Here is a 21,616-nt window from a genome sequence, read left to right on the forward strand (position 1 = left end):
CGCCAAGTTTTTCAAATGTATGTTTAAAGCTTCTCGCACGTTCGCGAATAAGCGCGATATCGTAAATATAAAGAGGCGTACCGTATTTTGATGCAAGTTCAGTTGCATCTACTCCCCCGATTTCAAGGTGATTCTGCTCGTTGACTTTGCTGCTTCCGTGTAAGAACAATTTAGCATCCCTCTTTCATTCCGTAAAAGGACAAAAGAACAGCTGCTACCTTTTGGGTGAACAGCTGTTCCGCACTTCTGGTCCTTCAGGTAAATTAAGCTTACAATATCACAAAATCCCTGCACTTTCAATCCTTTTAGCGCGGCTGTTTCCTGATATTCTGGGGGTGTACGATGCTTGGTCTGACCTTTGCCCCGGGCACCGATGTACGAATGAAAACCTGCCACAGAGCTTTTGCGTTAAATGGTAGGAACGGCCATAGATATGGCGTGTTCAACGATCTGATGCTCGCCAAGTATAAGAAAATCAAGGTAGTCCCGACGACAAGTCCTTCTGCATGAAAGAGTGCAACCGCTACAAGGAGTACCAGTCTGACCATTTTATTGGCAATGCTGAGCTCATAACTTGGTGTTGCAAATGTCCCGATGGCAGCGATCGCAACGTAGAGAATGACCTCGGGAACAAAAAGTCCGACATCAATGGCAATCTGTCCGATGAGAGCTGCCGCAATTAAGCCCATGGCAACGGATAATGCGGTCGGAGTATGAATGGCCGCCATCCTTAAAAATTCAATTCCCAGATCAGCGAGAAACAGCTGTACGACTATCGGAATATTTTTCTTTTCATTAGGACCAATGTAATTGATTGCTTCAGGCAAAAGCGATGGTTCAAGCACATAAGCAAACCATAGAGGGACGATAAAAATCGATCCTATGATGCCGAGAAACCTCACCCATCTTAAAAACGTTCCGACAGCAGGGGCCTGGCGGTATTCCTCCGCGTGCTGAACATGATGAAAGTACGTGGTTGGCGTAATGATCACACTTGGAGATGTATCAACAATAATTAATACATGCCCTTCAAGCAAATGATTGGCCGCAACATCAGCCCGCTCTGTGTACCTGACAAGAGGAAACGGATTATATCCCTGTTTCACCAGGAATTCTTCCACCGTTTTATCTGACATCGTAAGTCCGTCTATCTTAATGGTCTCAAGCTCTTTTTTTACCACTTCAACCATATCGGGGTCTGCAACATCTTCTATGTAGCACAGGCATACATCCGTTTTCGAGCGTTCACCGATTTTCATCATCGAAAACCGCAGGCCTTCATCCCGGATTCTTCTGCGCATCAAAGCAGTGTTCACAATGATATTTTCAACAAAACCGTCTCTTGAACCCCGGACCACTTTTTCTGTATCCGGTTCTTCAGGGTTTCTGCCGGGATAGCTCCGCACATCAACGACAATTCCGTAATCAAAGCCTTCAATCATGAAGACAACTAATCCGGAAAGGACCTGATCGACTGCTTCATCCATCGTTTTAAGCTTTTGCACCTGCTGATGGGCAAGCCTGTTTTCGATAATTTCATTGACTTTCATCCGTTCAAACTCAAAGTCATTGATTTCGACGAGTTCTTTTAAAATCGGAATCAGAAAAGAAGTATCACAAAGGCCTGTCACGTAATACATATTGACCTCTACGCCCAGGACAAAAATTTTCCGGACACCAAGGTCAAAGCTTTGATTTAACCCGACATGGTTTTTAAAATAGTTTTCATTGACGGATAGTTTAGATGAAATTTTCGTCTTCTGTTCTGCTTTTTTTTCGCTCATCTGCCATACCGCTCCTTTCCAGGATTAATTCAACTGCTTTCATGGTGATTGGAGAACCGCGGTCAACGCTGTCTTTTCGGGACATTTTCCCAATGTCTCCGATCCCCACAATAATCGGCACATTCAGTCTGTCCAGACAATAAACGGTGTCACCCGTCATTTTTCCGACTTCAAATTCTCTAATGCCGCTTTTATCGACCCCATATTCGGAAATCTGTCCGTCCCGGTCGATGGATACATCAATATTTGTCCATTCAGATCCGTGCGTTTTCGCTGCAACGGCAATGACACCAAGCACTTCAATTTGAGGATGCTCCGCAACATGCATAAGTGCTCTTTCACCCGGACCTTCTTCTAAAAGACCGCAATCATCAAACATGACAAAGACAGGGTCATATGGGGTTTTTAATATCAGCTTCACAATTTCGGGACCTGTCAAAAAAGTGGGATTCCCTTTGGACTGGGAAATACATCTGCCGCCGACTTTCTTTGCTGCATAAGCAATCGTTTTGGCCGCATACACATCTCCATCTGTCACGATAATGACCCTTCTTGTCTCTGTCATAGGATGATCTTATCCTTTCGGCTTAAAAATAAGTGCCACGAAAAAAGCAAACACAATAGCAGCTGAGATCCCTGCAGATGTCAGTTCGAAAATACCGATTCCGATCCCGATAATGCCGTGTTCCTCCGCCTGCTTCATTGCCCCGTGCAAAAGGGAATGGCCGAAGCTTGTAATCGGAACGGTGGCGCCTGCTCCTGCAAATTTTATAAAATTATCATAAATGCCGAAGCCGTCAAGAATCGCACCTGATACAACGAACGTACTCATAACATGTGCCGGTGTAAGCTTTGCAAAATCAAGGAGAATCTGGCCGATGACACATATAGCCCCGCCTACTGCAAACGCAATCAAGTATTCCATGTATTGTTCCCACCCCTGTCCACTCTCTCGAAAACAACTGCATGAGCAATTGTCGGAATGGATTCTTTTTGCTGAATCATCGTCGGGCTTAAGAGAGCGCCCGTTGCGACCACCATCACTTTTTTCAAATTGCCTTTTCTCATTTCGTTAAAAAGATGGCTGTACGTGACAACAGCGGAACATCCGCATCCGCTTCCTCCTGCAAACACATTCTGGTCAGGCCGGTAAATCATAATGCCGCAGTCGTTATGATTCGCATAGACGTCAAATCCTTCATCTTTTAAAAGATCCTTCAAGATCGGGCTGCCGACAGAAGCCAGATCGCCTGTTGCAATCAAATCGTACTCGGCCGGAGATACGTTTAAGTCTTTAAAGTGCTGTGCAATGGTATCCGCAGCCGCAGGCGCCATCGCGGAGCCCATATCAAAGGGATCCGTTATTCCAAGATCCGCCACACTGCCGATGGTCGCTGACGTAATTCTGATGTCACTCTCATCGCGGCTGACAATGACGGCTCCTGAACCGGAAATGGTGGACTGTGCTGTCTTCGGCTTTTGACCGCCATATTCGGTAGGGTACCTGAACTGCCGCTCTGCTGTAGCGTTGTGGCTGCTCGTAGCGGCTAACACCCTGTTAGCAAATCCCCCGTCAACTAGTGCCGAACTCACAGCCAGCGTTTCCATGGAGGTTGAGCATGCTCCAAACATGCAGAGAAAAGGGATCTTGTTATGCCTTGCTGTATAGTTTGCTGTCACGTTCTGATTCAGAAGATCTCCTGCAAGGAAAAAATCAATGTCTTCCTTTGTGAAATTTCCCTTCTTCAGGGCAAAATCGATCGCATCCTCCATCAGCCGCCGTTCCGCAAGTTCCCAGTTGTCCTCATTGCAGTGGAGATTGTCATATGTTTTATCAAATCCGCTGCCGAGCGGTCCATCTGCTTCTTTTGGCCCAACAGCCGTTCCGCTTGACTGAACATAAACAGGATTTTCAAAAACCCACGTCTGCTTACCGGTTAATCTCATTTTTTATAGCCCCTCCTTCTTTTTAAAATGCCAGTCCGTAAACATATCTGATAATTCCTACCACGTACGCTGCCACAACACCGAAAACAATGACCGACCCGGCAAGCTTAAACATGTTTGTCGCAACTCCGAGCACAATCCCTTCACTTCTGTGCTCAAGGGCCGCACTTGTCATAGAATTGGCAAATCCGGTAACAGGCACGGCTGAACCGGCTCCTGCAAACTGGCCGATCCTGTCGTAGATGCCAAAACCCGTAAGGAGAGCTGAAATTAATATAAGTGTTGCGACCGTAGGGTTTCCGGCGGTTTTTTCCGTAAAATTAAAGAAGTGAATATACATGTTTGATATGGCCTGGCCAAGCGTGCAGATCAGACCTCCCACTAAAAAAGCCTTCAGGCAGTTCAAAAAATACGGCGGCTTCGGCTGATACGTCTTTACCTTGTTTTTGTAATCGTCCTTTAAATTTGCCATGTTTTCTCCTCCCGGAATTATTGATAGACGAAATAGATCCAGTGAAACAGGGACCCTGCCACTTTTCCAAACACAATCGCCATTAAGAGAATGACAATCTTGTCGGCAATCCCGATTCTTTTTGCGAGAATCGGAAAAACATTCAGTACTTCAGTGAGCGCTGCGGCAAGCATGCCGATAAAGATCCCGTTGATTAAGCCGACGGGCAAAAGAAAAAACTCCGGCAAGAACAGTTTCGAATCCCTTAAGCTGACCCATCCCCCTGTAATGGCCCCGGCTACAATGGCCCACTCGTACGACTGAATCATATCGACGGTTTTCGTCAGCTGGGTGAGACGGGGAATGATCCCGAGAACCGCTAAAAATGCGACGAACCCCGATCCTACAGCAAGACCCCCTGCAAGCCCGATCAGCATCGTGATCAAAAGGTTAATGATCATCGATTTTTTTCATGCTTTCTTTGTTTTCTTTCATGGACACATACATATCCATGTCGAGCTGATAATTGAACATCTCGACCTCAAGCGGACTGGGCTCTTCATTAATTCTCTTTTTAAAGAGATGATTGAAAAACAGAATCATCCCAAGACCGAGTCCAATCGAATATGGGATTTGCAGAAGAAGCGGATGCTCAGACGTTTTTCCGGTAATAATCGTATACAGCCGTTTATGCACAAGCTGCATGCTGACATCTTCATGAAAATTCATAATCGCAAGCGCGGCTCCGACAAAGAGCAGAATCCAGACAAGCGCGAACAAAGCAGGCGAATACGATTTTTTCTGAAACACAATCTCCACAATTGTCTGCGCAGGCCCAACAGCCTGAACATCAATATCCGGATCTGTCTTATGTACCTCTGCAAGCACCCGCATGACATCAATCACGACGATATTCTTATCACTCGGCTCTACCCTGTGAACAACAAGAGATGATATCCGGGTCCGGAGCTCCTCTTCAGCCACAATCTGAGCAATTTTTGAGACGGTAATACAATCGTCAGGACGGACCTGCACTCTGTGACGCAGCCGGATGTATACCGTTTTTTCCATCACATTCACTTCCTGAAAATAGGATTGTACCTGTAGTATGCATTGGAAGAATTTATATCATGCAACTTGCAGCGGGCCATTAATTACCAAAGGAGTTTTTACTAAGGGAGTACTCGGGGCTGTGCGCGAAAATGCGGCTGGAGGGGGAAATGGTGATGCGATTTAAAGGAAAATTCGAATTAGATTTGAAATACAGCTTCAAATAAGCGATCAATTGCACGATTGTGTGCTGCCGGCAGTCTGACAGCAATCAGGTTTCCGCATTTACTACCAGCTTCTCCTGATTTACTACCAACTTCTCTGCTGCAACTACCAACTTTCGTGAAATACAGCCAACTTTCCGATTTTTACAACCAACCTTTAAAATTTTGAAGCAGATCGACAATAATACGGCTGCAGATTTCCGATTATCTTCCGATTTTGCGGTTCCTGCAGTCGGCAATCAATTCAATGTCCAATCCTGCCGCAAGCGCCCTGTCAGCAATCAGATTTCCGCATTTACTACCAGCTTCTCCTGATTTACTGCCAACTACTCAGCTGCAATTACCAACATTCGTTGAATTACTACCAACTTTTCAGGTTTTACTACCAACTCTCAACATCCGGGTATCGTTCACAGCCTGCTGCCACCTCAACCTCAATCCATCTCCCTTAGTATTTTCTGCAAACTCAAAAAAGACACATCGCATGATATGTCTTTTTGAAAAATTATTGATCCATCCGGTCTTTCATCTGCTGGAGGATCTTTTTTTCGAGCCGGGATACCTGCACCTGTGAGATGCCGAGGCGTTCGGCTACTTCTGATTGGGTCTGGTCTTTGTAGTATCTGAGATACACGATCAGCTTTTCCCGCTCATCGAGTTCTTTTATGGCATCTTTCAGGACGATTTTGTCAAACCACTTCGTCTCGCCCGAGTCGGCGATTTGATCGAGCAGAGTGATTGGGTCGCCATCGTTTTCGTAGACGGTTTCGTGGATGGAGGATGGCGCGCGAACGGCTTCCTGTGCAAGAACGACTTCTTCAGGTGTAATCTCAAGGTAGTCTGCGATCTCAGAGACAGTAGGCATTTTGCCGAGCGATTTTGATAAATCATCTTTTGCTCTTCTGATTTTGTTGCCCAGTTCTTTTAGAGAGCGGCTCACCTTTACTGTGCCGTCATCCCTAATAAAGCGCTGAATTTCGCCGATAATCATCGGAACCGCATAGGTTGAAAATTTAACGTCGTAGGACAGATCAAATTTGTCAACCGATTTTAAAAGGCCGATGCAGCCGATTTGAAACAGGTCATCTGCTTCATAGCCCCTGTTCAGGAATCTTTGAACGACAGACCACACTAAGCGCATGTTTTTTTCAACAATCGTATCTCTTGCCGTCTGGTCGCCTTCCTGGCTGCGTTTGATCAGTTCCTTTACTTCATGGTCCTTAAGCTGAGTTTTTGAGATATCGTTCTTGACCTCCACATCCATAGCAAGTCTCCTTAGTTTACTAAAGCTTTGCTTTTCGATAAGTGTTTTGTAAGCTTTACCGATGTTCCGCGGGATTTTGACGATTCAATTTCCACTTCATCCATGAAGTTTTCCATGATGGTAAAGCCCATTCCTGACCGTTCAAGTTCCGGCTTAGTTGTATAAAGAGGCTGTCTTGCTTCTTCTACATCGCTGATTCCCATACCCTCATCGCGGATGGACAGTTTGACAATGCTGTCTTCCAGTGTGACAGAAATATAGACAATTCCGCTTGGGTCATTGTCATAGCCGTGGATAATGGCGTTTGTTACCGCCTCAGATACGACCGTTTTGATTTCAGTCAGTTCATCAAGTGTCGGGTCAAGCTGGGCAATAAATGCCGCAACTGTCACCCGTGCAAAGGATTCGTTCTGGCTGAGCGCGGAAAATTGAAGGTTCATCTCATTTCTCATGATGCCACCCCCAATGTGACGAGCGCTCTTTCTTCAGACGATTCCAGGCGGATGATTTTAAACAGTCCTGACATATCAAACAGGCGTTTGACTGCCGGCGATATGGCACAGACGACCATTTCCCCGCCGATTTGCTTCACTTGTTTGTATCTTCCCAAAATGACGCCAAGCCCTGAACTGTCCATAAATGACAGGTGCTCAAGGTTCAGTACGATATGCTGAACATTTTCAGATGCAAGAATGTCTGTCACTTTCTGGCGCAGTTCTTCCGCGGTATGATGATCAAGTTCACCGATCAGACGAATGCACAGGACAGATTGTTTGACATCAAGCTCTACTGCTAGACTCATCCCTATTCCTCCCTAAATTCCGGATATAGTCAGTTTCGAGGTTTTGACGCTTTTTTCCTGCCCTGTGACAAAACTAGTGCCTATTCGCCAACATTAGCCAGTTTCTGTTTTCAGCCTGATTTCGTAAAGTCTGAAAGAACTCGTTTAAAGAGTGTCCACCAGCCAGCCTGCTCGATATCGCCTTCTGCTACAAGAGGGCTTTCAACAACGGTTTTGCTGTCTTTTTTCAGAATCAATTTTCCAAGCTCATCGCCTTTTTTAAGCGGCGCCTGAAGATTTTGTTTCATGACAACTTCCTGAGTGACATCTTTTACACTTCCGCCTTTTTTCGTCAGTACTGAAATCGGTTCAGATGTGACAAGATTTAGCGTTTTGCTGTTTCCTTTGCTGATCTTCATTTTTGCAACGACTTCGTTCCGTTTAAACAGAGGGTGCGTTTCATATTGGCTGAATGCGTAATCAAGCATTTTTGTCACTTGTGCATTCCTGTCTTTTGGAGTAGGTGCTCCCATAACAACGGCAATGACACGCATATTGTCTTTTTTGGCAGTGGCAGTCAGGCAGTATTTTGCTTCATTAGTAAAGCCTGTTTTCACGCCGTCGACGCCTTTATAAAACTTTACAAGGCGGTTCGTGTTAACGAGCCAGAATTTTTTATCGGTATCTTCGCGAAGGTAGTCTTCATAAGATCCGGTGTATTGTGTGATTTTTTCAAACTTCAGCAGTTCTTTTGCCATCACGGCCATGTCATGTGCTGTGCTGTAATGGCCTTTTTCAGGCAGGCCTGTTGGATTTTGAAAAGCTGTATTCTTCAGTCCAAGCGCTTTCACGCGTTTGTTCATTTTTTCTACAAATGCATCTTCTGAGCCGGAAATGCGCTCGGCCATGGCTACAGACGCATCATTTCCGGATGCAATAGCAATTCCTTTAAGCATTTCATGAACAGTCATCTCTTCCCCTGGTTCAAGGAAAATCTGAGAACCGCCCATGGAAGCCGCATATTCGCTTGTACGGACTTTTTCGTCCATTTTAAGCTGTCCTTTATCGATCTCTTCCATAATCAGCAGCATGGTCATAATTTTTGTCATGCTCGCCGGAGGAAGCTTTTCATCACTGTTTTTATCATAGAGAATGTTGCCGGTGTCGCGTTCGATCAGCACAGCCGATTTTGCTTTATCCGCAAGCTGGACTGAGCCTTCTTCTGCAAAAGCAGGTGTTGCAATGGTCAATATCATGGTGCTGAGCACTGCGGTTGATAATAGACGTTTCATCTCCAAGCCCTCCATTCATATACTTCCCATTTTTTCCATGTGATGAAAAAATATACTTATGGACACCAAAATTTTTGCATGCAAAAAGCCGGGAGTTCATCCCGGCTCTGGCTGTTCTTATTCTTTTACTGTATCATGCACAAGCGGCGGTGCTTCCACTGACTGCTGTGACACTTTGATGCTCTCATAAAGCTTTGCTTTTACTTGCTCCACATCTTCCTGGTTGCTGTAAATAGTCACTAGAGAATCGCCTTTTTTGACGGCCTCTCCAATTTTTTTGTTCAGCATCAGACCGACTGCAAGGTCAATTTCAGATTCTTTCGTAGCGCGTCCGGCTCCAAGCCACATCGCTGCAACCCCTACAGAATCAGCTACGATCTCAGAGACATATCCGTCTTCTTTTGCTTCTAGCTCTACCTTGAATTTCGCCTGCGGCATTTTGCTCGGGTCATCAACCACTGAACCGTCTCCGCCCTGTGCTTCAAGGAAAACTTTCAGCGTTTCAAGAGCTTTTCCGTTTTGAATCACTTCTTCAAGCATGCTGCGCGCTTCTTCAAGAGATGACGCTTTTTCTGCAAGGAATACCATGTAGCTTCCAAGCGTTAAGCACAGCTCGTGAAGATCTTCCGGACCTTCGCCTTTTAACGTATCAATCGCTTCTTTGATTTCAAGGGCGTTTCCGATTGCGTAGCCAAGCGGCTGGCTCATATCAGAAATAACGGCCATCGTTTTGCGTCCGACTGCATTTCCGATCTCAACCATTGCCTGTGCAAGCTCTCTTGCATCATCAAGGTCTTTCATGAATGCGCCTGCGCCTGTTTTTACATCAAGAACAATTGCATCTGCGCCTGCTGCAATTTTTTTGCTCATAATGGAGCTTGCAATCAGCGGAATGCTGTCAACGGTAGCTGTCACGTCACGAAGAGCGTAAAGCTTTTTATCAGCAGGAGTTAAGTTGCCGCTCTGGCCGATAACCGCGATTTTGTTTTGGTTTACAAGCTTAATGAATTCTTCGTTTTCAATTTCAACGTGGAAACCTGGAACTGCTTCAAGTTTATCAATCGTTCCGCCAGTGTGGCCAAGACCGCGTCCTGACATTTTCGCAACCGGCACGCCGACTGCAGCGACAAGAGGTCCAAGAACAAGTGTCGTTGTATCGCCGACTCCGCCTGTGCTGTGCTTATCAACCTTGATGCCTTCAATCTTGCTGAGGTCGATCGTGTCGCCTGAATGAACCATTTCCATCGTTAAGTTTGCGCGCTCTTCTTTTGTCATGCCTTTAAAAAAGATTGCCATTGTAAGAGCACTCATTTGATAGTCAGGAATGTCACCGTTTGTATAGCCTTTGATGATAAAGCTGATTTCTTCTTTTGTCAGTTCTTTTCCGTCACGTTTTTTTTCAATTAAGTCAACAATTCTCATTTTTTCTCCACCTCGCTGTGAATATCTGCAACGATCTTCTTCACTAAATTCAGGAAGTTCGCTTTTACCATTTCTGTTGTTTCCATTACTTCGTCATGTGAAAGCGGCTGATCAAGAATACCTGCAGCCATGTTTGAAATACAGGAAATGCCAAGCACGTTCATGCCTGCATGGTTCGCTACAATAACTTCAGGTACAGTAGACATGCCGACCGCATCGCCGCCAAGCACTCTCGCCAGACGAACTTCTGCAGGTGTTTCATAAGCAGGTCCGGTATTTCCCACATACACGCCTTCCTGTACTTTGATCCCAAGCTCTGCGGCAGCATCTTTAGCAAGAGTTCTCAGTTTACGGCTATAGGCCTGGGACATGTCAGGGAAACGCACGCCAAGGTCTGAATCATTTGGCCCGATTAACGGGCTTGTTCCCATATTATTAATATGATCAGAAATAATCATAAGATCACCGGGTTCAAACGATTCATTCACCCCGCCTGCTGCATTCGTGACGATAATCGTTTTTACGCCCATTTCCTTTAAAACACGAACAGGGAACGTCACTTTTTTCATGTCATAGCCTTCGTAAAAGTGGAAACGGCCCTGCATAGCAGCAACGTTTGCTCCTTTGAGCGTTCCGAATACAAGCTGTCCGGCATGACCCTCAACAGTGGATACCGGAAAGTTTGGAATGTCCTCATATGGAATTTTAACCGGATTTTCGATTTCATCCGCCAGAACACCAAGACCAGATCCAAGAATCAGACCGATCTCAGGAAGATTCTTTACTTTTTCCTTCATGAATTCTGCAGACTGTTTGATTTCTTGCAGCATGTCACGTTCCCCCTTAGTTTTTCAATTCGCTCAAAAAGCTTTTTCCATGCTTTGGCATAGTCACTTTAAAATTGTCGGCAATCGTTGCGCCGATATCAGCAAATGTTTCGCGGACAGGCAGTTCCGTGCCCTGCTTCATGCGCGGGCTGAACGCCAAAAGCGGAACATATTCACGTGTATGGTCTGTCCCATGATGAACAGGGTCATTTCCGTGGTCAGCCGTAATGATGAGCAGGTCATCTTCATTTAATTTGGACATTAATTCAGGCAGGCGTGCATCATATTCTTCAAGCGCACGTCCATATCCCTCAGGATCTCTTCTGTGCCCGAACAGCGCATCAAAATCAACAAGGTTCACAAAGCTTAAGCCTGTAAAATCACGGTCTGCCGTCTGAACGATTTTATCCATTCCGTCCATATTGGATTTCGTGCGGAGCGCATCTGTAATGCCTTCTCCATCATAAATATCCGAAATTTTGCCGATGGCAATGACGTCGAGCCCGCCGTCCTGAAGCTCATTCATGACCGTGCGCTCAAATGGCTTCAGCGCATAGTCGTGGCGGTTTGCCGTACGCTTGAAATTCCCGGGATTTCCGACAAAAGGACGGGCAATGACGCGTCCGACCATATACTTTTCATCAAGGGTCATCTCGCGTGCCATTTCACAGATTTTCAGCTGCTCTTCAATCGGTATGATGTCCTCATGAGCCGCAATCTGAAGAACTGAATCCGCAGATGTGTAGACAATCAGCGCTCCGGTTTTCATATGCTCTTCGCCGAGTTCATCCAGAATCTCCGTTCCCGATGCAGGCTTATTTCCAATCACTTTTCTGCCTGTCTTTTCTTCAATAGCTGAAATCAGTTCATCAGGAAAACCGTCCGGAAACACTTTAAACGGTGTATCAATACGAAGGCCCATGATTTCCCAGTGACCGGTCATTGTATCCTTGCCGTTTGAAGCTTCCTTCATTTTTGTATAGAATGCCTGCGGTTTTTCCTGAGCAGGAATTCCTTCGATTTCTTCTATGTTGCTCAGTCCAAGCTTTGCCATGTTCGGCATGTTAAGGCCTTTCATATGCTCTGCAATGTGGCCGAGTGTGTGTGAGCCTTTGTCGCCGAAATCAGCTGCATCCGGTGCTTCCCCGATGCCGACTGAATCCATGACGATCAGAAAAACTCTTTTATATGTATAATCAGACATGTAGATCCTCCTTATGACTTAAAATTGCTCTTTACTACCATTTCCAAATCGATGAAGATTGATTTACGCGTTTTCATTGGTCAGAAGTCTGACATCTAAAGTATAAACCGTTTTCACGGATTCTGACAATCATTATCTTTCTTTTTCCTTGTTTTATTTGTTCGAAAACCTGTTTGGCAAAAAAATGATAAAAAGCCATCCCTCAGGATGGCTTATGCTCTTGGATGATATTGTCTGTAGACGTCTTTCAGTCTCGTCTTTGAAACGTGTGTGTAAATTTGAGTTGTGGAGATATCTGCATGGCCAAGCATTTCCTGCACTGCCCGGAGGTCTGCTCCATTTTCAAGAAGATGCGTTGCAAACGAATGGCGGAGAGTATGCGGCGTGAGCTCTTTGCTGATGCCTGCCTCAAGGGCAAGCTTCTTCAGATTCTTCCAATAGCCTTGGCGCGTCATTCGGTTTCCGTGATGGTTTAAAAACAGGGCATCTGTCTGGTTTTTCTTCGATGCAAGCTTTGTTCTTCCCCTGTCGATGTACGTCTCAAGCGCTTCTGCAGCGGTTCTTCCAATCGGAACGATCCGCTCTTTATTGCCTTTTCCGATGCAGCGGACAAAGCCCATCGTTAGATGCACATCGGTTATATCAAGATTAATCATCTCACTCACCCGTATGCCTGTCGCGTAAAGCAGCTCAAGCATGGCTTTATCCCTGTAGCCAAACGGCGAAGTGAGTTTTGGCGTATCAAGCAGTTTTTCAACTTCTGTCAGTGAAAGCACTTTAGGAAGGGTCCGTTCGACCTGGGGAGATTCAATATGTACAGTAGGATCGTGGTCTGCGGCCTTTTCTCTTAAAAGAAACTGATGAAAGCTGCGGATGGAAGCAGTGTGCCGGGCAATCGTTTTGCTTGATTTTCCCGCTTCCTTTAAAGATTTTAAGAAATGGATAATTGAAAGTCGCGTCACGTCCTGAAAAGACGAAAGCTCTTCTTTTTCAGTCAAATAGTGATGGTAGCTTTTTAAATCACGTTCATACGAAACAATGGTATTGTGGGAAAGCCCCCGCTCCACCACCAGGTAATGCATGAAATCCTGAATTTGATCTTTCAATTTCCTCTACTCCCCGTTTAAGTAAAAGAAAAGCAGCCTGTTCAGCCAGTGCTCCTCTTCATCAGCCACCATCTTGGTGACCTTAAGCGCTGCACCCTCGGGCTGGTCATAGCGGTGCATTTCTTCATACTCTAAGTTAACCCAAATGATAGCATAATAGAAAAGAATCGTAAATCCGGTAAACAAAATAAACACTTTGATCATATCAAACATGGTCCGTGCTGCTCTCACTCGCATTGCCTCCTTAAGAACCCGGCATCTTACCTAAACATATGCCAAAAAGGACAAACTTTATACGAAAAAACGCAAAAAAACCTCTCCGTATAATAGGAAAGGTTTACTCCTGCTCTTCGTCCTTCTGTTCTTTCTCCTGACACCGGCGGCAAATGCCGTGAAAGGTCAGACGATGATCTTTAATTTTAAATTGAAAGTCCCGCTCAACAATCTGTTCTACATCCTCAAGAAGATCTTCTTCTATTTCAGCGACCGCGCCGCATTCAATGCAGACAAGATGATGATGAAAATGCGCTGCGCCTTCTTTTCTCAGATCATAGCGCGATACGCCGTCTCCAAAGTTTATTTTATCGACAATTTTAAGTTCTGTAAGTAGCTCCAACGTACGATAAACAGTTGCTAAACCAATCTCTGGCGCTTTTTCCTTAACGAGGAGGTAAACATCTTCAGCACTCAAGTGATCTTCTTCGCGCTCAAGCAGTACTCTGACAGTAGCTTCGCGCTGAGGAGTCAGCTTGTAGCTGGATGAATGCAACTGCTTTTTTATCCGCTCAATTCTGCTTTCCATACACACATTCCTCCCTCGCCGCGTTCCTCATCCATTATATCAAAAGAAAGGGATGTGTCCAACGAAAATCATTCCAATCTAATAAATAAAATGATTATTAGATAAAAATCATTCTATTTAGATACAATCTCAATGACATTTTTCATTAATACAGGCGACGCATATGCCTCAAGCCCTGATGCTGCGGCAGTCAGCACAGCAATACCTACAAAGAATGCTGCATACCGCGCGAACATCGAAAACGGCGACTCTGCCAAATTTGATTTTTTATTCAAGAGCTGCTTTACGATTTTAAGAGAAAAAGAGATGGCTGTCGTACCCATAATAATAAATGCCGGTATTAAAATCATATTCTGCGGCATAACCGAAACAAATGAAAGCAAAAAGCCCTGCCAGCCCATTTGATTGACCAGAAAACCGACAGTAAAGCCAACGACAATTCCCTTTAAGAATAACATAATCAGAATCACCGGCAAACCTATGATTGAAATGCCGAGCACCCACATCAGGCCCAGATATTTCAGATTATGAAAAAAACTCTGCTGCAGCATTTCCACCGAGCTTGCCACCTTGCCTTCAGAAACTTGTCCGAAAAAGCGGCTTAAATAAAAATACAAATCTTCCTTTTGAGTAAAGTTCATGCTGTTGACGATGACCGCCCCGAAAATAACCCCCATCAAAAACAATACAAAAACAAACAGGTAGAGCGACGAGCGTTCTTTCATATGCTGGATCATCATTGCTTTTAATGGATGTTTGCGCATCATTTCTTCCTCCCGGTTTTTCACTTACTAGATTGTATGAAAAAAAGGAAGAAACTATGACAAGCCCCTATTGCATTATTTTCCAAAAAGGTTATAATTCTTAAAAACTCTCAAGGCGGTGTTTCTATGAAACGACCAATCTTACTTGATTTCCCGAATGAACTGACAACAGACAGACTCCTGATCCGCGCACCGCGTCCAGGTGACGGCAAGGCAGTGAACGCCGCCGTAAACGAATCGCTTGAGGAATTAAAGCCATGGATGCCGTTTGCCCAGAAAACCCAGACAATAGAAGACACGGAAGCAAATATCCGCGAATCCTGCGCTAAATTCATGCTGCGGGAGGACCTGCGTCTTCTCATGTTTGACCGGATCACCGGCGAATTTATCGGAAGCACCGGCTTCCACCGCATGGACTGGGATGTTCCGAAAGTGGAAATCGGCTACTGGATCTCAACAAAGCACTCCGGAAAAGGATATATGACTGAGGCTGTTGAAGCCCTGACTGCCTTTGCCGCCAGAGAATTCGGCGCCAAACGTGTGGAAATCAGGTGCGATCCGGAGAACATCAAAAGCCGCCGTATTCCTGAAAAACTCGGTTATCAGCTGGAAGGCATTCTGAGACAGGACGACGTTTCTGCAGACGGAAGTTCTCTGAGAGATACGTGTGTGTTTGCTAAAATCTTTTAACGGAAAAGGCACTTTGATCAGTGCCTTTTCAATTTTAAGAAATCCTCCCGTAAATCCCGCCTCCTCCTGGTTCGGCGCCAAGCGTGCCTTCCCGTGCCGCAAGTATGTATGCTGCTGTTTTAGCAGGAAGTACGTTCTCGAGACGTTCCTTTAAAACCTCATTCAGAATTGTCATTTCCGTTCCGAATGCAGTCTTTAGTTTTTCCAGTGTTTTCGGGCCAATGCCGGGGATAAACTGCAGCGGAACCTGGTGCAGATAAGGCGGGCGCTCCCTGCCGCTTCCGGCACTTCTGTCCGTCAGTTCAGCCAGCCGGGTGCTGACCCCTTTTGTAAACCGGGAACTGCCGCAGGTTTTGCATGCCTGTTCATTTGCTTCTTTTGCAGCACCGCATGTTTCACAGACGGTTCTGTAATACTTTCCAAGCAGGGGATTCAGCCCGTGGTTGGATGCAATACGGCGGTTCCCTTCCCCTTTCAGCGCCATCCGGACCTCTTCAAACGACGGTTCGGCAAGCTTGAGCTTCTGATATTCTCTTCCGATTTTGGCCGTCGAATGAGCATCCGAATTGGTCAGAAACGGATACTTGTCAAGCTCGGTGACCTTCGATGCCATCTCTGTGTCTGAACTCAGGCCAAGCTCAACGGCGTCAATCAGTTCAGGATCCAGTACCTCTTCAAGAGAAGCACGGACTCCGCTTCCATACAGACTCTTATGCGGTGTGAAGATATGGGCGGGGACAAACAGTCCGTTAAGCTCCCTTACTTTCTTCTGCAGCGTTTTGGCTTCCCCGTACATTCTCTGGGTACTCAGCGTCAGGTTTTTCACCCGGCTGCTGAGCCAATTGGAAAAGTCCTTCATCCTCTCAATTGTCGGCAAGAACACCAGAACGTGCAGCGGCCCTTTGCAAAGAGAATCATACACTTCTATTTCACAGCCAAGCAGAAGGACCGTTTTTTCAAATTGAATCCCTCCGCCCGGAAGCTCGCGCCATTTCCCTTCCCCAATGCCGTTTTCAAGCGTTAGAAGTACTTCAGGCACATGACAGTCAATGACTCCTATGATGTCCATCCCTTTGTGCCCGCTTGCTTCTATTAAAATGTTTTCGAGCGTAAGCTGCTTAGAAGCCGTTATTTTTACAGGCTTTCCGGAAGAAGTCCGGCCTATATGAATATGTAAGTCCGCATAATAATCGTTCATGCTATTTCTGAAGAGCCTGCTTTAATTGCAGATATTGAACAGCATAGGCGGTTTTTGCATCAAAAATCCGCTGCTCATCAATCAGCTGCTGCGCCTCTTCAAGCGTCACCTCCAGCACATCGACAAACTCATCCTCATCAAGCTCTGCCTTTTCTTCAAGAACGTGCAGGTCATCCGTATAGTAAACATGCACAAGCTCATCTGCAAATCCAGGAGATGTATAAAAAGAAATCAGATGCTGCAGCGATTGTGTTGTGTAGCCTGTTTCTTCCTCAAGCTCACGCTTTGCCGTCACTTCAGGAAGCTCCCCTTTTTCAAGCTTGCCTGCAGGAATCTCCACAAGCACCCTCTCCATGGCTTTTCGGTACTGCTGAACCATTACAAGCTTATTGTCTTTCGTCAATGCAAGAACAGCGACAGCACCTGGATGCTTGATAATTTCACGCGTGCTTGTTTTTCCGTTAGGCAGTTCCACCTCTTCCAGATACAAATCAATAATGCGGCCTGAAAATAATTTTTCTGATGTTTTAGTGGTTTCCTTTAAGTGGTTCATTTCCGTTCCTCCGCGTTCTACAAATTCTCATGATTACATATATTCTACCACATTCTTAAGAAGCATCAGAGGCACCGCCTGAAACACCGCTTTAATGGACATACTGATATCCACTACACGGGAAGCGAGGCGAATGAACATGAAAATCTACCTTCTTGAAAAGGGCATCGTCCTTGTCGGCAAAGCATGGGAAGTCCGGGAGAAGCTGAAAGAATACAGCAGAAAATATGAAACAATTGAACAGTGGACAAAGGACAAGTAAGCGTCACAATTGCTTTTTCCTCCTGCTTGTACTAATGTCAGAAGAAAGACGAACAGGCAGGAGTGAGACAAATGAAAAAAAGACAGCTTGGCACATCTGATTTAATGGTAAGCGAAGTCGGACTCGGCTGCATGTCCCTTGGCACTGACAAGGAGCAGGCAGAATCCATCATCGATGCAGCACTTCATGAAGGCATCAACTATTTTGACACGGCCGATCTATACGATTTCGGCTTGAATGAAGAGTTTGTCGGAGCTGCCCTGAAAAAGAAACGAAAAGAAATCATTCTCGCCACAAAAGCGGGCAACCGCTGGAACGAAGCAAAAGACGGCTGGACCTGGGACGCTTCTAAAAGCTACATAAAAGAAGCCGTCAAACACAGCCTGAAACGCCTGAAAACAGATTACATCGACCTTTACCAGCTCCACGGAGGCACAATCGAAGACAATATCGATGAAACTATCGAGGCTTTCGAAGAGTTGAAAAAAGAAGGATTGATCCGCTACTACGGCATCTCCTCCATCCGTCCGAATGTCATTAAACAGTACCTGGAGAAATCCTCCATCGTCTCTGTTATGATGCAGTACAGCCTCCTTGACCGCCGTCCCGAAGAATGGTTTTCCCTTCTGAACGACCATGGGGTCAGCGTCATCGGCCGCGGTCCAATGGCCAAGGGACTGCTTACAGACAACTGGGAAACAAAGCTGAATGAAAAAGGCTACCTATCATACAGCGAAGAAGACCTGCGCAGACTGCTTCCGCAAATCGCTGCAGAAAGCGGACTTTCCATGACCGAAACAGCCATCCAGTACTGCCTGAAACAGCAGACAGTCGGAACCATCGTTCCCGGCGCAAGCAAAATCGAACAGGTTCAGGCAAACTGCCGCGCTGCAGAGGCTCGCCCGCTTTCAGGCGAAGAGTTTGTTGCGCTGCAGGCATTGACGAAGTTTGATAAGTATGAGGGGCATCGGTGAGGATTTCAATTGGAACGAATAACGGCAGAGAGAGTGAATCACTCTTTCTGCCGTTGTTTATGAACTGAAATTTTTCAATCCTTTGATTTGATATTTTTCACCGGCTTTTAAAATAAGTCTGTAGATAAGGTATCCAAAACCGGCACCCAAAACATTGCAAATCACATCATCAATATCTGTTATTCGTCCCCATGCACCAGCAACGTTTTCTACAAGCTGTAAAATCTCAATGGTGACCGATACTGCCAGGCCTAATAAGATAACTTCTTTAAATCCCCTAAATTTATTCCATACAACCGGTGCAAAAAAACCAAGAGGCATCAATAATAAAATATTCCCCCCTACATTTCTCAGAATACGAGAAACCATAAACAGGACATCACCATCATAAGCTGTTCCTATTTGATTAATAGCGTCAAAAATACCTACAAGTGGCACAAAGTTGATAAAGTGAACAACATTCACGTATTGAAAATCATATCCGATCGGGAGAGGAAATAACGTCACAGCAGCAACCATACATAGGTACATGATAAAAAGAAAGGTGATCATTTCTTTAAACCAGCTTACGTGTATCTGGTTTCTGTGTTTCCTTGCTATTACAATACTCCGAGTTATAAGAGAACCTATAAATCCCAATAAGACAATAGAACCTCCATTAATCATAAACAATCCAGCAGCATCCCCTGTCCACTCATTATTTATCCTGATTTTACCATAAATCACTTAAAGAAATTGATGAGTTAGGTAATAAAAATAGCCATAGAGCTAACTAATTTATACTCGAGCTTTTTTATCTAAAGATACTGCAATTAGAATAGACCTTAAATAAATTGAGTTCCTATTACATTTCCTCCGGAGCTTTCATCCCCAATAAACGCAGCCCTTCTTTAAGGACTACTGTAACTGCACAAACAAGTGCCAGCCTTTCCTGTTTTAAATGGCTGTCATCTAAAATTCGGATTGATGCATAATACTTATTAAATGCCCTTGCCAGTTCAATCACATATTTTGCAACAAGGGATGGGTCGCATTCTTCCATTGCTCTTTTAATAACGTCCTTGAATGATCGTAAGGTAGTAATAATAGGCCAAGCTTCGATATCTCTTATGCTTACGGCTTCGTGATTCTTCAAGAAGACCCCTTTTCTTAAAAGGGAAGAAGCCCGAGCATGCGTATATTGAACGTATGGCCCGGTTTCGCCCTCAAATTTCAACATGTCTTTAAAGGAAAATTCGATATCGTTTTGACGGTAATTTTTCAAGTCTTGAAAGATAACCGCCCCCGTCCCTACCTGACGGGCAACTTCCACCTTAGAAACAAGATTTGGATTTTTCTTGTTAATTTGGTCCGATGCTAATTTAATTGCGTTATCTAAAACCTCTTCAAGCAATACAACTTTTCCTTTACGGGTAGACATCTTTTTTCCGTCCTTTAACATCATGCCAAAAGGCACGTGCTTCATCTGCCATTGGTATCCCATTTTATCTAACACAGCGAACAGTTGTTTAAAGTGAAGGGTTTGCTCGTTGCCTACTACGTATAAAGATTTTACGAAACGATAGGTTTCCTGACGATAAATGGCTGCCGCTAAATCGCGGGTAGCATAAAGGGTTGTTCCATCCCTTTTTTTAATCAGGCATGGCGGTAACTCTTTGAGCGGAACAACTTGAGCGCCTTCAGACTCCTCTGCCAGGTTCATGTCCTCAAGGAGTTGAACGACCCTGTCCATCTTGTCATTATAAAACGCTTCCCCATGATAGGAGTCAAATTCTATCCCCATTAAATCATATATTTTTGAAAACTCCTTTAATGATTCCTCCCGAAACCATTCCCATAGTTGAATGGCTTCAGGATCTGAATTTTCCAGGTTTTTGAACCACGCTCGCGCTTCACTCTCAAGCTTAGGATCCTTTTCTGCTTCTTCATGGAACTTCACATACAATTTCAGCAGCTCTTTTATAGGCTGAATCTTTACTTCTTCTTCTTTCCCCCATCGTTTATAAGCAACAATTAACTTGCCAAATTGAGTACCCCAGTCTCCTAAATGGTTAATTCTCACTGGTGAATAACCGCATTTTTCTGCTATAAGCGCCAGAGAATTGCCAATAACCGTTGAACGTAAATGTCCCATTGAAAAAGGTTTCGCGATATTAGGTGATGAAAAGTCAATTGTAATAACCTCGTTGTTTCCAAGGTTTAAATCCCCATAGTGATTCTTTTCAGACAGAATTTCTTTTAGCACAATAGATGAAACCTTTTGCTTATCGAGAAATACATTCACATATCCACTAACTGCTTCTGCCTTTTCAAAGATTGATGCATCAATTTCTGCAGCAATCTCAAGTGCGATGTTTTGAGGTGATTTTCGAAAGCTTTTTGCCAATTCAAAACAAGGAAATGACAGATCTCCCATGTTCTCAAATTTCGGTTTTTCAATCATCAGGATGATTTTGCTCTTTTCCAGCTGCTCATTCAACACTTTAAATAATATGTCTGCAAAGATAAGTTTAAAGCCCATACGTTTCCTCCTCCAAAATAAAAAAGCTCCCGTCTCTTAAAAAAGAGACGGAAACTTTATGTTCCCGTGGTACCACTCTACTTGTTTTTTAAAATTAAAAAACCACTCACCATTAGTAACGGGGTGTTCCCCCGGCTCCCCCTACTGATTTCAGGAAAGCATCTCAAAAGTCCGGTTCATTACTTGCTTCATGACAGGCTCCCACCATCCCTGACTCGCTTATTTTCCACAAATAATTACTCTCTTTATCAATGATTTTATTATCTATTAATGTATATTATATCCATTTACTTTTGAAAAGCAACCAAAAAATAGCAGGCTAAATTCACATGCGAATTAACCTGCTGCTTTTCGTATTTTCAGTTCTCCCTCCACAACTTAAACTTAAGCGGAGGCATTTCTTAATTTTAATCCGACCACTTTAAAATACTGTCATTAAGCAGTTCTTCAAAGCTTTTGTTTTTTTCTCTTCTTCTTTCTTTTCCTTCAGCTTCTGCAGA

Annotated in this window: 25 protein-coding genes, 2 pseudogenes and 1 other annotated feature; of the genes and pseudogenes, 3 read left to right on the forward strand and 24 right to left on the reverse strand. The window is 44.6% G+C overall.

Annotated features, from left to right (window positions below):
- The 19 genes and pseudogenes from ACTSEZ_RS08995 to spoIIM form a co-directional block, all read right to left on the reverse strand.
- Window positions 1–169, reverse strand: a pseudogene (locus ACTSEZ_RS08995) (diaminopimelate decarboxylase); the annotation flags it as partial.
- 136 nt (window positions 170–305) lie between these two features.
- The gene (locus ACTSEZ_RS09000; RefSeq protein WP_369733832.1) at window positions 306–1,784 is read right to left on the reverse strand and encodes a spore germination protein; all 1,479 of its coding nucleotides are present in this window, start codon (window positions 1,782–1,784) and stop codon (window positions 306–308) included.
- On the reverse strand, window positions 1,741–2,349 hold the full coding sequence (gene spoVAEA, locus ACTSEZ_RS09005) for a stage V sporulation protein SpoVABEA (protein ID WP_369733833.1): 609 nt from the start codon (window positions 2,347–2,349) through the stop codon (window positions 1,741–1,743). Before spoVAEA ends, ACTSEZ_RS09000 begins: the two co-directional genes overlap by 44 nt.
- Before the next feature lie 9 nt (window positions 2,350–2,358).
- Window positions 2,359–2,709, reverse strand: coding sequence for a stage V sporulation protein AE (gene spoVAE / locus ACTSEZ_RS09010; RefSeq protein ID WP_029280091.1), 351 nt, complete (start codon window positions 2,707–2,709; stop codon window positions 2,359–2,361).
- Window positions 2,697–3,731 carry a stage V sporulation protein AD gene (gene spoVAD / locus ACTSEZ_RS09015; RefSeq protein ID WP_369733834.1) on the reverse strand — a complete coding sequence of 345 codons (1,035 nt, stop codon included), beginning with the start codon at window positions 3,729–3,731 and terminating at the stop codon, window positions 2,697–2,699. Before spoVAD ends, spoVAE begins: the two co-directional genes overlap by 13 nt.
- Before the next feature lie 22 nt (window positions 3,732–3,753).
- A complete protein-coding gene (gene spoVAC / locus ACTSEZ_RS09020) occupies window positions 3,754–4,203 on the reverse strand; it encodes a stage V sporulation protein AC (protein ID WP_369733835.1) in 450 nt (149 codons plus the stop codon).
- A gap of 17 nt (window positions 4,204–4,220) precedes the next feature.
- Window positions 4,221–4,643 (reverse strand): stage V sporulation protein AB, encoded by a 423-nt coding sequence (locus ACTSEZ_RS09025; RefSeq protein WP_369733837.1) that lies wholly within the window; start codon window positions 4,641–4,643, stop codon window positions 4,221–4,223.
- Window positions 4,633–5,253, reverse strand: a complete 621-nt coding sequence (locus ACTSEZ_RS09030) for a stage V sporulation protein AA (RefSeq protein ID WP_369733838.1) — start codon at window positions 5,251–5,253, stop codon at window positions 4,633–4,635. The genes ACTSEZ_RS09025 and ACTSEZ_RS09030 overlap by 11 nt, the downstream gene beginning before the upstream one ends.
- 708 nt (window positions 5,254–5,961) lie before the next feature.
- Window positions 5,962–6,720 carry an RNA polymerase sporulation sigma factor SigF gene (gene sigF / locus ACTSEZ_RS09035; RefSeq protein ID WP_029280082.1) on the reverse strand — a complete coding sequence of 253 codons (759 nt, stop codon included), beginning with the start codon at window positions 6,718–6,720 and terminating at the stop codon, window positions 5,962–5,964.
- A gap of 11 nt (window positions 6,721–6,731) precedes the next feature.
- The gene (gene spoIIAB, locus ACTSEZ_RS09040) at window positions 6,732–7,172 is read right to left on the reverse strand and encodes an anti-sigma F factor (protein ID WP_369733839.1); all 441 of its coding nucleotides are present in this window, start codon (window positions 7,170–7,172) and stop codon (window positions 6,732–6,734) included.
- Window positions 7,169–7,522, reverse strand: a complete 354-nt coding sequence (gene spoIIAA, locus ACTSEZ_RS09045; protein ID WP_029280080.1) for an anti-sigma F factor antagonist — start codon at window positions 7,520–7,522, stop codon at window positions 7,169–7,171. The genes spoIIAB and spoIIAA overlap by 4 nt, the downstream gene beginning before the upstream one ends.
- A 110-nt stretch (window positions 7,523–7,632) precedes the next feature.
- On the reverse strand, window positions 7,633–8,793 hold the full coding sequence (locus ACTSEZ_RS09050; protein WP_369733840.1) for a D-alanyl-D-alanine carboxypeptidase family protein: 1,161 nt from the start codon (window positions 8,791–8,793) through the stop codon (window positions 7,633–7,635).
- A 117-nt stretch (window positions 8,794–8,910) separates the two neighbouring features.
- Window positions 8,911–10,215: a pyrimidine-nucleoside phosphorylase gene (locus ACTSEZ_RS09055; RefSeq protein WP_369733842.1), complete on the reverse strand. Its 1,305-nt coding sequence runs from the start codon at window positions 10,213–10,215 to the stop codon at window positions 8,911–8,913.
- Entirely contained in the window at window positions 10,212–11,045 is an 834-nt protein-coding gene (locus tag ACTSEZ_RS09060) for a purine-nucleoside phosphorylase (RefSeq protein WP_369733843.1), read from the reverse strand. Before ACTSEZ_RS09060 ends, ACTSEZ_RS09055 begins: the two co-directional genes overlap by 4 nt.
- Window positions 11,046–11,058: 13 nt before the next feature.
- Window positions 11,059–12,246, reverse strand: coding sequence for a phosphopentomutase (deoB, locus tag ACTSEZ_RS09065; RefSeq protein WP_369733844.1), 1,188 nt, complete (start codon window positions 12,244–12,246; stop codon window positions 11,059–11,061).
- A gap of 212 nt (window positions 12,247–12,458) precedes the next feature.
- Entirely contained in the window at window positions 12,459–13,352 is an 894-nt protein-coding gene (gene xerD, locus ACTSEZ_RS09070; RefSeq protein ID WP_029280070.1) for a site-specific tyrosine recombinase XerD, read from the reverse strand.
- 6 nt (window positions 13,353–13,358) lie between these two features.
- Window positions 13,359–13,589 (reverse strand): YqzK family protein, encoded by a 231-nt coding sequence (locus ACTSEZ_RS09075; RefSeq protein ID WP_029280067.1) that lies wholly within the window; start codon window positions 13,587–13,589, stop codon window positions 13,359–13,361.
- 100 nt (window positions 13,590–13,689) lie between these two features.
- Window positions 13,690–14,154: a ferric iron uptake transcriptional regulator gene (gene fur / locus ACTSEZ_RS09080; protein ID WP_369733846.1), complete on the reverse strand. Its 465-nt coding sequence runs from the start codon at window positions 14,152–14,154 to the stop codon at window positions 13,690–13,692.
- Between the two features lie 113 nt (window positions 14,155–14,267).
- On the reverse strand, window positions 14,268–14,918 hold the full coding sequence (spoIIM, locus tag ACTSEZ_RS09085) for a stage II sporulation protein M (RefSeq protein WP_369733848.1): 651 nt from the start codon (window positions 14,916–14,918) through the stop codon (window positions 14,268–14,270).
- A gap of 126 nt (window positions 14,919–15,044) precedes the next feature.
- On the opposite strand from spoIIM, the gene ACTSEZ_RS09090 reads away from it, so the two are divergent.
- Window positions 15,045–15,608: a GNAT family N-acetyltransferase gene (locus ACTSEZ_RS09090; RefSeq protein WP_369733849.1), complete on the forward strand. Its 564-nt coding sequence runs from the start codon at window positions 15,045–15,047 to the stop codon at window positions 15,606–15,608.
- A gap of 34 nt (window positions 15,609–15,642) precedes the next feature.
- Here the strand turns inward: ACTSEZ_RS09090 and ACTSEZ_RS09095 are convergent, their stop codons facing one another.
- Both ACTSEZ_RS09095 and ACTSEZ_RS09100 read right to left on the reverse strand, forming a co-directional pair.
- The gene (locus ACTSEZ_RS09095) at window positions 15,643–16,806 is read right to left on the reverse strand and encodes an endonuclease Q family protein (protein WP_369733851.1); all 1,164 of its coding nucleotides are present in this window, start codon (window positions 16,804–16,806) and stop codon (window positions 15,643–15,645) included.
- A gap of 1 nt (window position 16,807) precedes the next feature.
- Window positions 16,808–17,359: an NUDIX hydrolase gene (locus ACTSEZ_RS09100; protein WP_029280057.1), complete on the reverse strand. Its 552-nt coding sequence runs from the start codon at window positions 17,357–17,359 to the stop codon at window positions 16,808–16,810.
- Between the two features lie 139 nt (window positions 17,360–17,498).
- Between ACTSEZ_RS09100 and mciZ the strand changes: the two genes are divergently transcribed.
- Together mciZ and ACTSEZ_RS09110 are read left to right on the forward strand one after the other, a co-directional pair.
- Window positions 17,499–17,621, forward strand: a complete 123-nt coding sequence (gene mciZ, locus ACTSEZ_RS09105; protein ID WP_081414156.1) for a Z-ring formation inhibitor MciZ — start codon at window positions 17,499–17,501, stop codon at window positions 17,619–17,621.
- A 71-nt stretch (window positions 17,622–17,692) separates the two neighbouring features.
- Window positions 17,693–18,595, forward strand: a complete 903-nt coding sequence (locus ACTSEZ_RS09110; protein WP_369733852.1) for an aldo/keto reductase — start codon at window positions 17,693–17,695, stop codon at window positions 18,593–18,595.
- A 57-nt stretch (window positions 18,596–18,652) separates the two neighbouring features.
- Here the strand turns inward: ACTSEZ_RS09110 and ACTSEZ_RS09115 are convergent, their stop codons facing one another.
- The 3 genes and pseudogenes from ACTSEZ_RS09115 to ACTSEZ_RS09125 all read right to left on the reverse strand — a co-directional run.
- Complete coding sequence (locus ACTSEZ_RS09115; protein ID WP_369733854.1) at window positions 18,653–19,267, reverse strand: VanZ family protein; 615 nt, start codon at window positions 19,265–19,267, stop codon at window positions 18,653–18,655.
- 172 nt (window positions 19,268–19,439) lie between these two features.
- Window positions 19,440–21,116 (reverse strand): arginine--tRNA ligase, encoded by a 1,677-nt coding sequence (gene argS / locus ACTSEZ_RS09120; protein ID WP_369733855.1) that lies wholly within the window; start codon window positions 21,114–21,116, stop codon window positions 19,440–19,442.
- 40 nt (window positions 21,117–21,156) lie between these two features.
- Window positions 21,157–21,377, reverse strand: a binding site (T-box leader).
- Between the two features lie 146 nt (window positions 21,378–21,523).
- A pseudogene (locus ACTSEZ_RS09125) lies at window positions 21,524–21,601 on the reverse strand (DUF3886 domain-containing protein); the annotation flags it as partial.
- Between the last annotated feature and the right edge of the window lie 15 nt (window positions 21,602–21,616).

It is taken from the genome of Metabacillus mesotrionivorans, assembly GCF_052171315.1.
Classification (GTDB): Bacteria; Bacillota; Bacilli; order Bacillales; family Bacillaceae; genus Bacillus_P.

Coding starts and splice junctions, on each gene's coding strand:
- ACTSEZ_RS09000 (WP_369733832.1), bottom strand. CDS start 1,784: ATGAGCGAAAAAAAAGCAGAACAGAAGACGAAAATTTCATCTAAACTA.
- spoVAEA (WP_369733833.1), bottom strand. CDS start 2,349: ATGACAGAGACAAGAAGGGTCATTATCGTGACAGATGGAGATGTGTAT.
- spoVAE (WP_029280091.1), bottom strand. CDS start 2,709: ATGGAATACTTGATTGCGTTTGCAGTAGGCGGGGCTATATGTGTCATC.
- spoVAD (WP_369733834.1), bottom strand. CDS start 3,731: ATGAGATTAACCGGTAAGCAGACGTGGGTTTTTGAAAATCCTGTTTAT.
- spoVAC (WP_369733835.1), bottom strand. CDS start 4,203: ATGGCAAATTTAAAGGACGATTACAAAAACAAGGTAAAGACGTATCAG.
- ACTSEZ_RS09025 (WP_369733837.1), bottom strand. CDS start 4,643: ATGATCATTAACCTTTTGATCACGATGCTGATCGGGCTTGCAGGGGGT.
- ACTSEZ_RS09030 (WP_369733838.1), bottom strand. CDS start 5,253: ATGGAAAAAACGGTATACATCCGGCTGCGTCACAGAGTGCAGGTCCGT.
- sigF (WP_029280082.1), bottom strand. CDS start 6,720: ATGGATGTGGAGGTCAAGAACGATATCTCAAAAACTCAGCTTAAGGAC.
- spoIIAB (WP_369733839.1), bottom strand. CDS start 7,172: ATGAGAAATGAGATGAACCTTCAATTTTCCGCGCTCAGCCAGAACGAA.
- spoIIAA (WP_029280080.1), bottom strand. CDS start 7,522: ATGAGTCTAGCAGTAGAGCTTGATGTCAAACAATCTGTCCTGTGCATT.
- ACTSEZ_RS09050 (WP_369733840.1), bottom strand. CDS start 8,793: ATGAAACGTCTATTATCAACCGCAGTGCTCAGCACCATGATATTGACC.
- ACTSEZ_RS09055 (WP_369733842.1), bottom strand. CDS start 10,215: ATGAGAATTGTTGACTTAATTGAAAAAAAACGTGACGGAAAAGAACTG.
- ACTSEZ_RS09060 (WP_369733843.1), bottom strand. CDS start 11,045: ATGCTGCAAGAAATCAAACAGTCTGCAGAATTCATGAAGGAAAAAGTA.
- deoB (WP_369733844.1), bottom strand. CDS start 12,246: ATGTCTGATTATACATATAAAAGAGTTTTTCTGATCGTCATGGATTCA.
- ACTSEZ_RS09075 (WP_029280067.1), bottom strand. CDS start 13,589: ATGCGAGTGAGAGCAGCACGGACCATGTTTGATATGATCAAAGTGTTT.
- fur (WP_369733846.1), bottom strand. CDS start 14,154: ATGGAAAGCAGAATTGAGCGGATAAAAAAGCAGTTGCATTCATCCAGC.
- spoIIM (WP_369733848.1), bottom strand. CDS start 14,918: ATGCGCAAACATCCATTAAAAGCAATGATGATCCAGCATATGAAAGAA.
- ACTSEZ_RS09090 (WP_369733849.1), top strand. CDS start 15,045: ATGAAACGACCAATCTTACTTGATTTCCCGAATGAACTGACAACAGAC.
- ACTSEZ_RS09095 (WP_369733851.1), bottom strand. CDS start 16,806: ATGAACGATTATTATGCGGACTTACATATTCATATAGGCCGGACTTCT.
- ACTSEZ_RS09100 (WP_029280057.1), bottom strand. CDS start 17,359: ATGAACCACTTAAAGGAAACCACTAAAACATCAGAAAAATTATTTTCA.
- mciZ (WP_081414156.1), top strand. CDS start 17,499: ATGAAAATCTACCTTCTTGAAAAGGGCATCGTCCTTGTCGGCAAAGCA.
- ACTSEZ_RS09110 (WP_369733852.1), top strand. CDS start 17,693: ATGAAAAAAAGACAGCTTGGCACATCTGATTTAATGGTAAGCGAAGTC.
- argS (WP_369733855.1), bottom strand. CDS start 21,116: ATGGGCTTTAAACTTATCTTTGCAGACATATTATTTAAAGTGTTGAAT.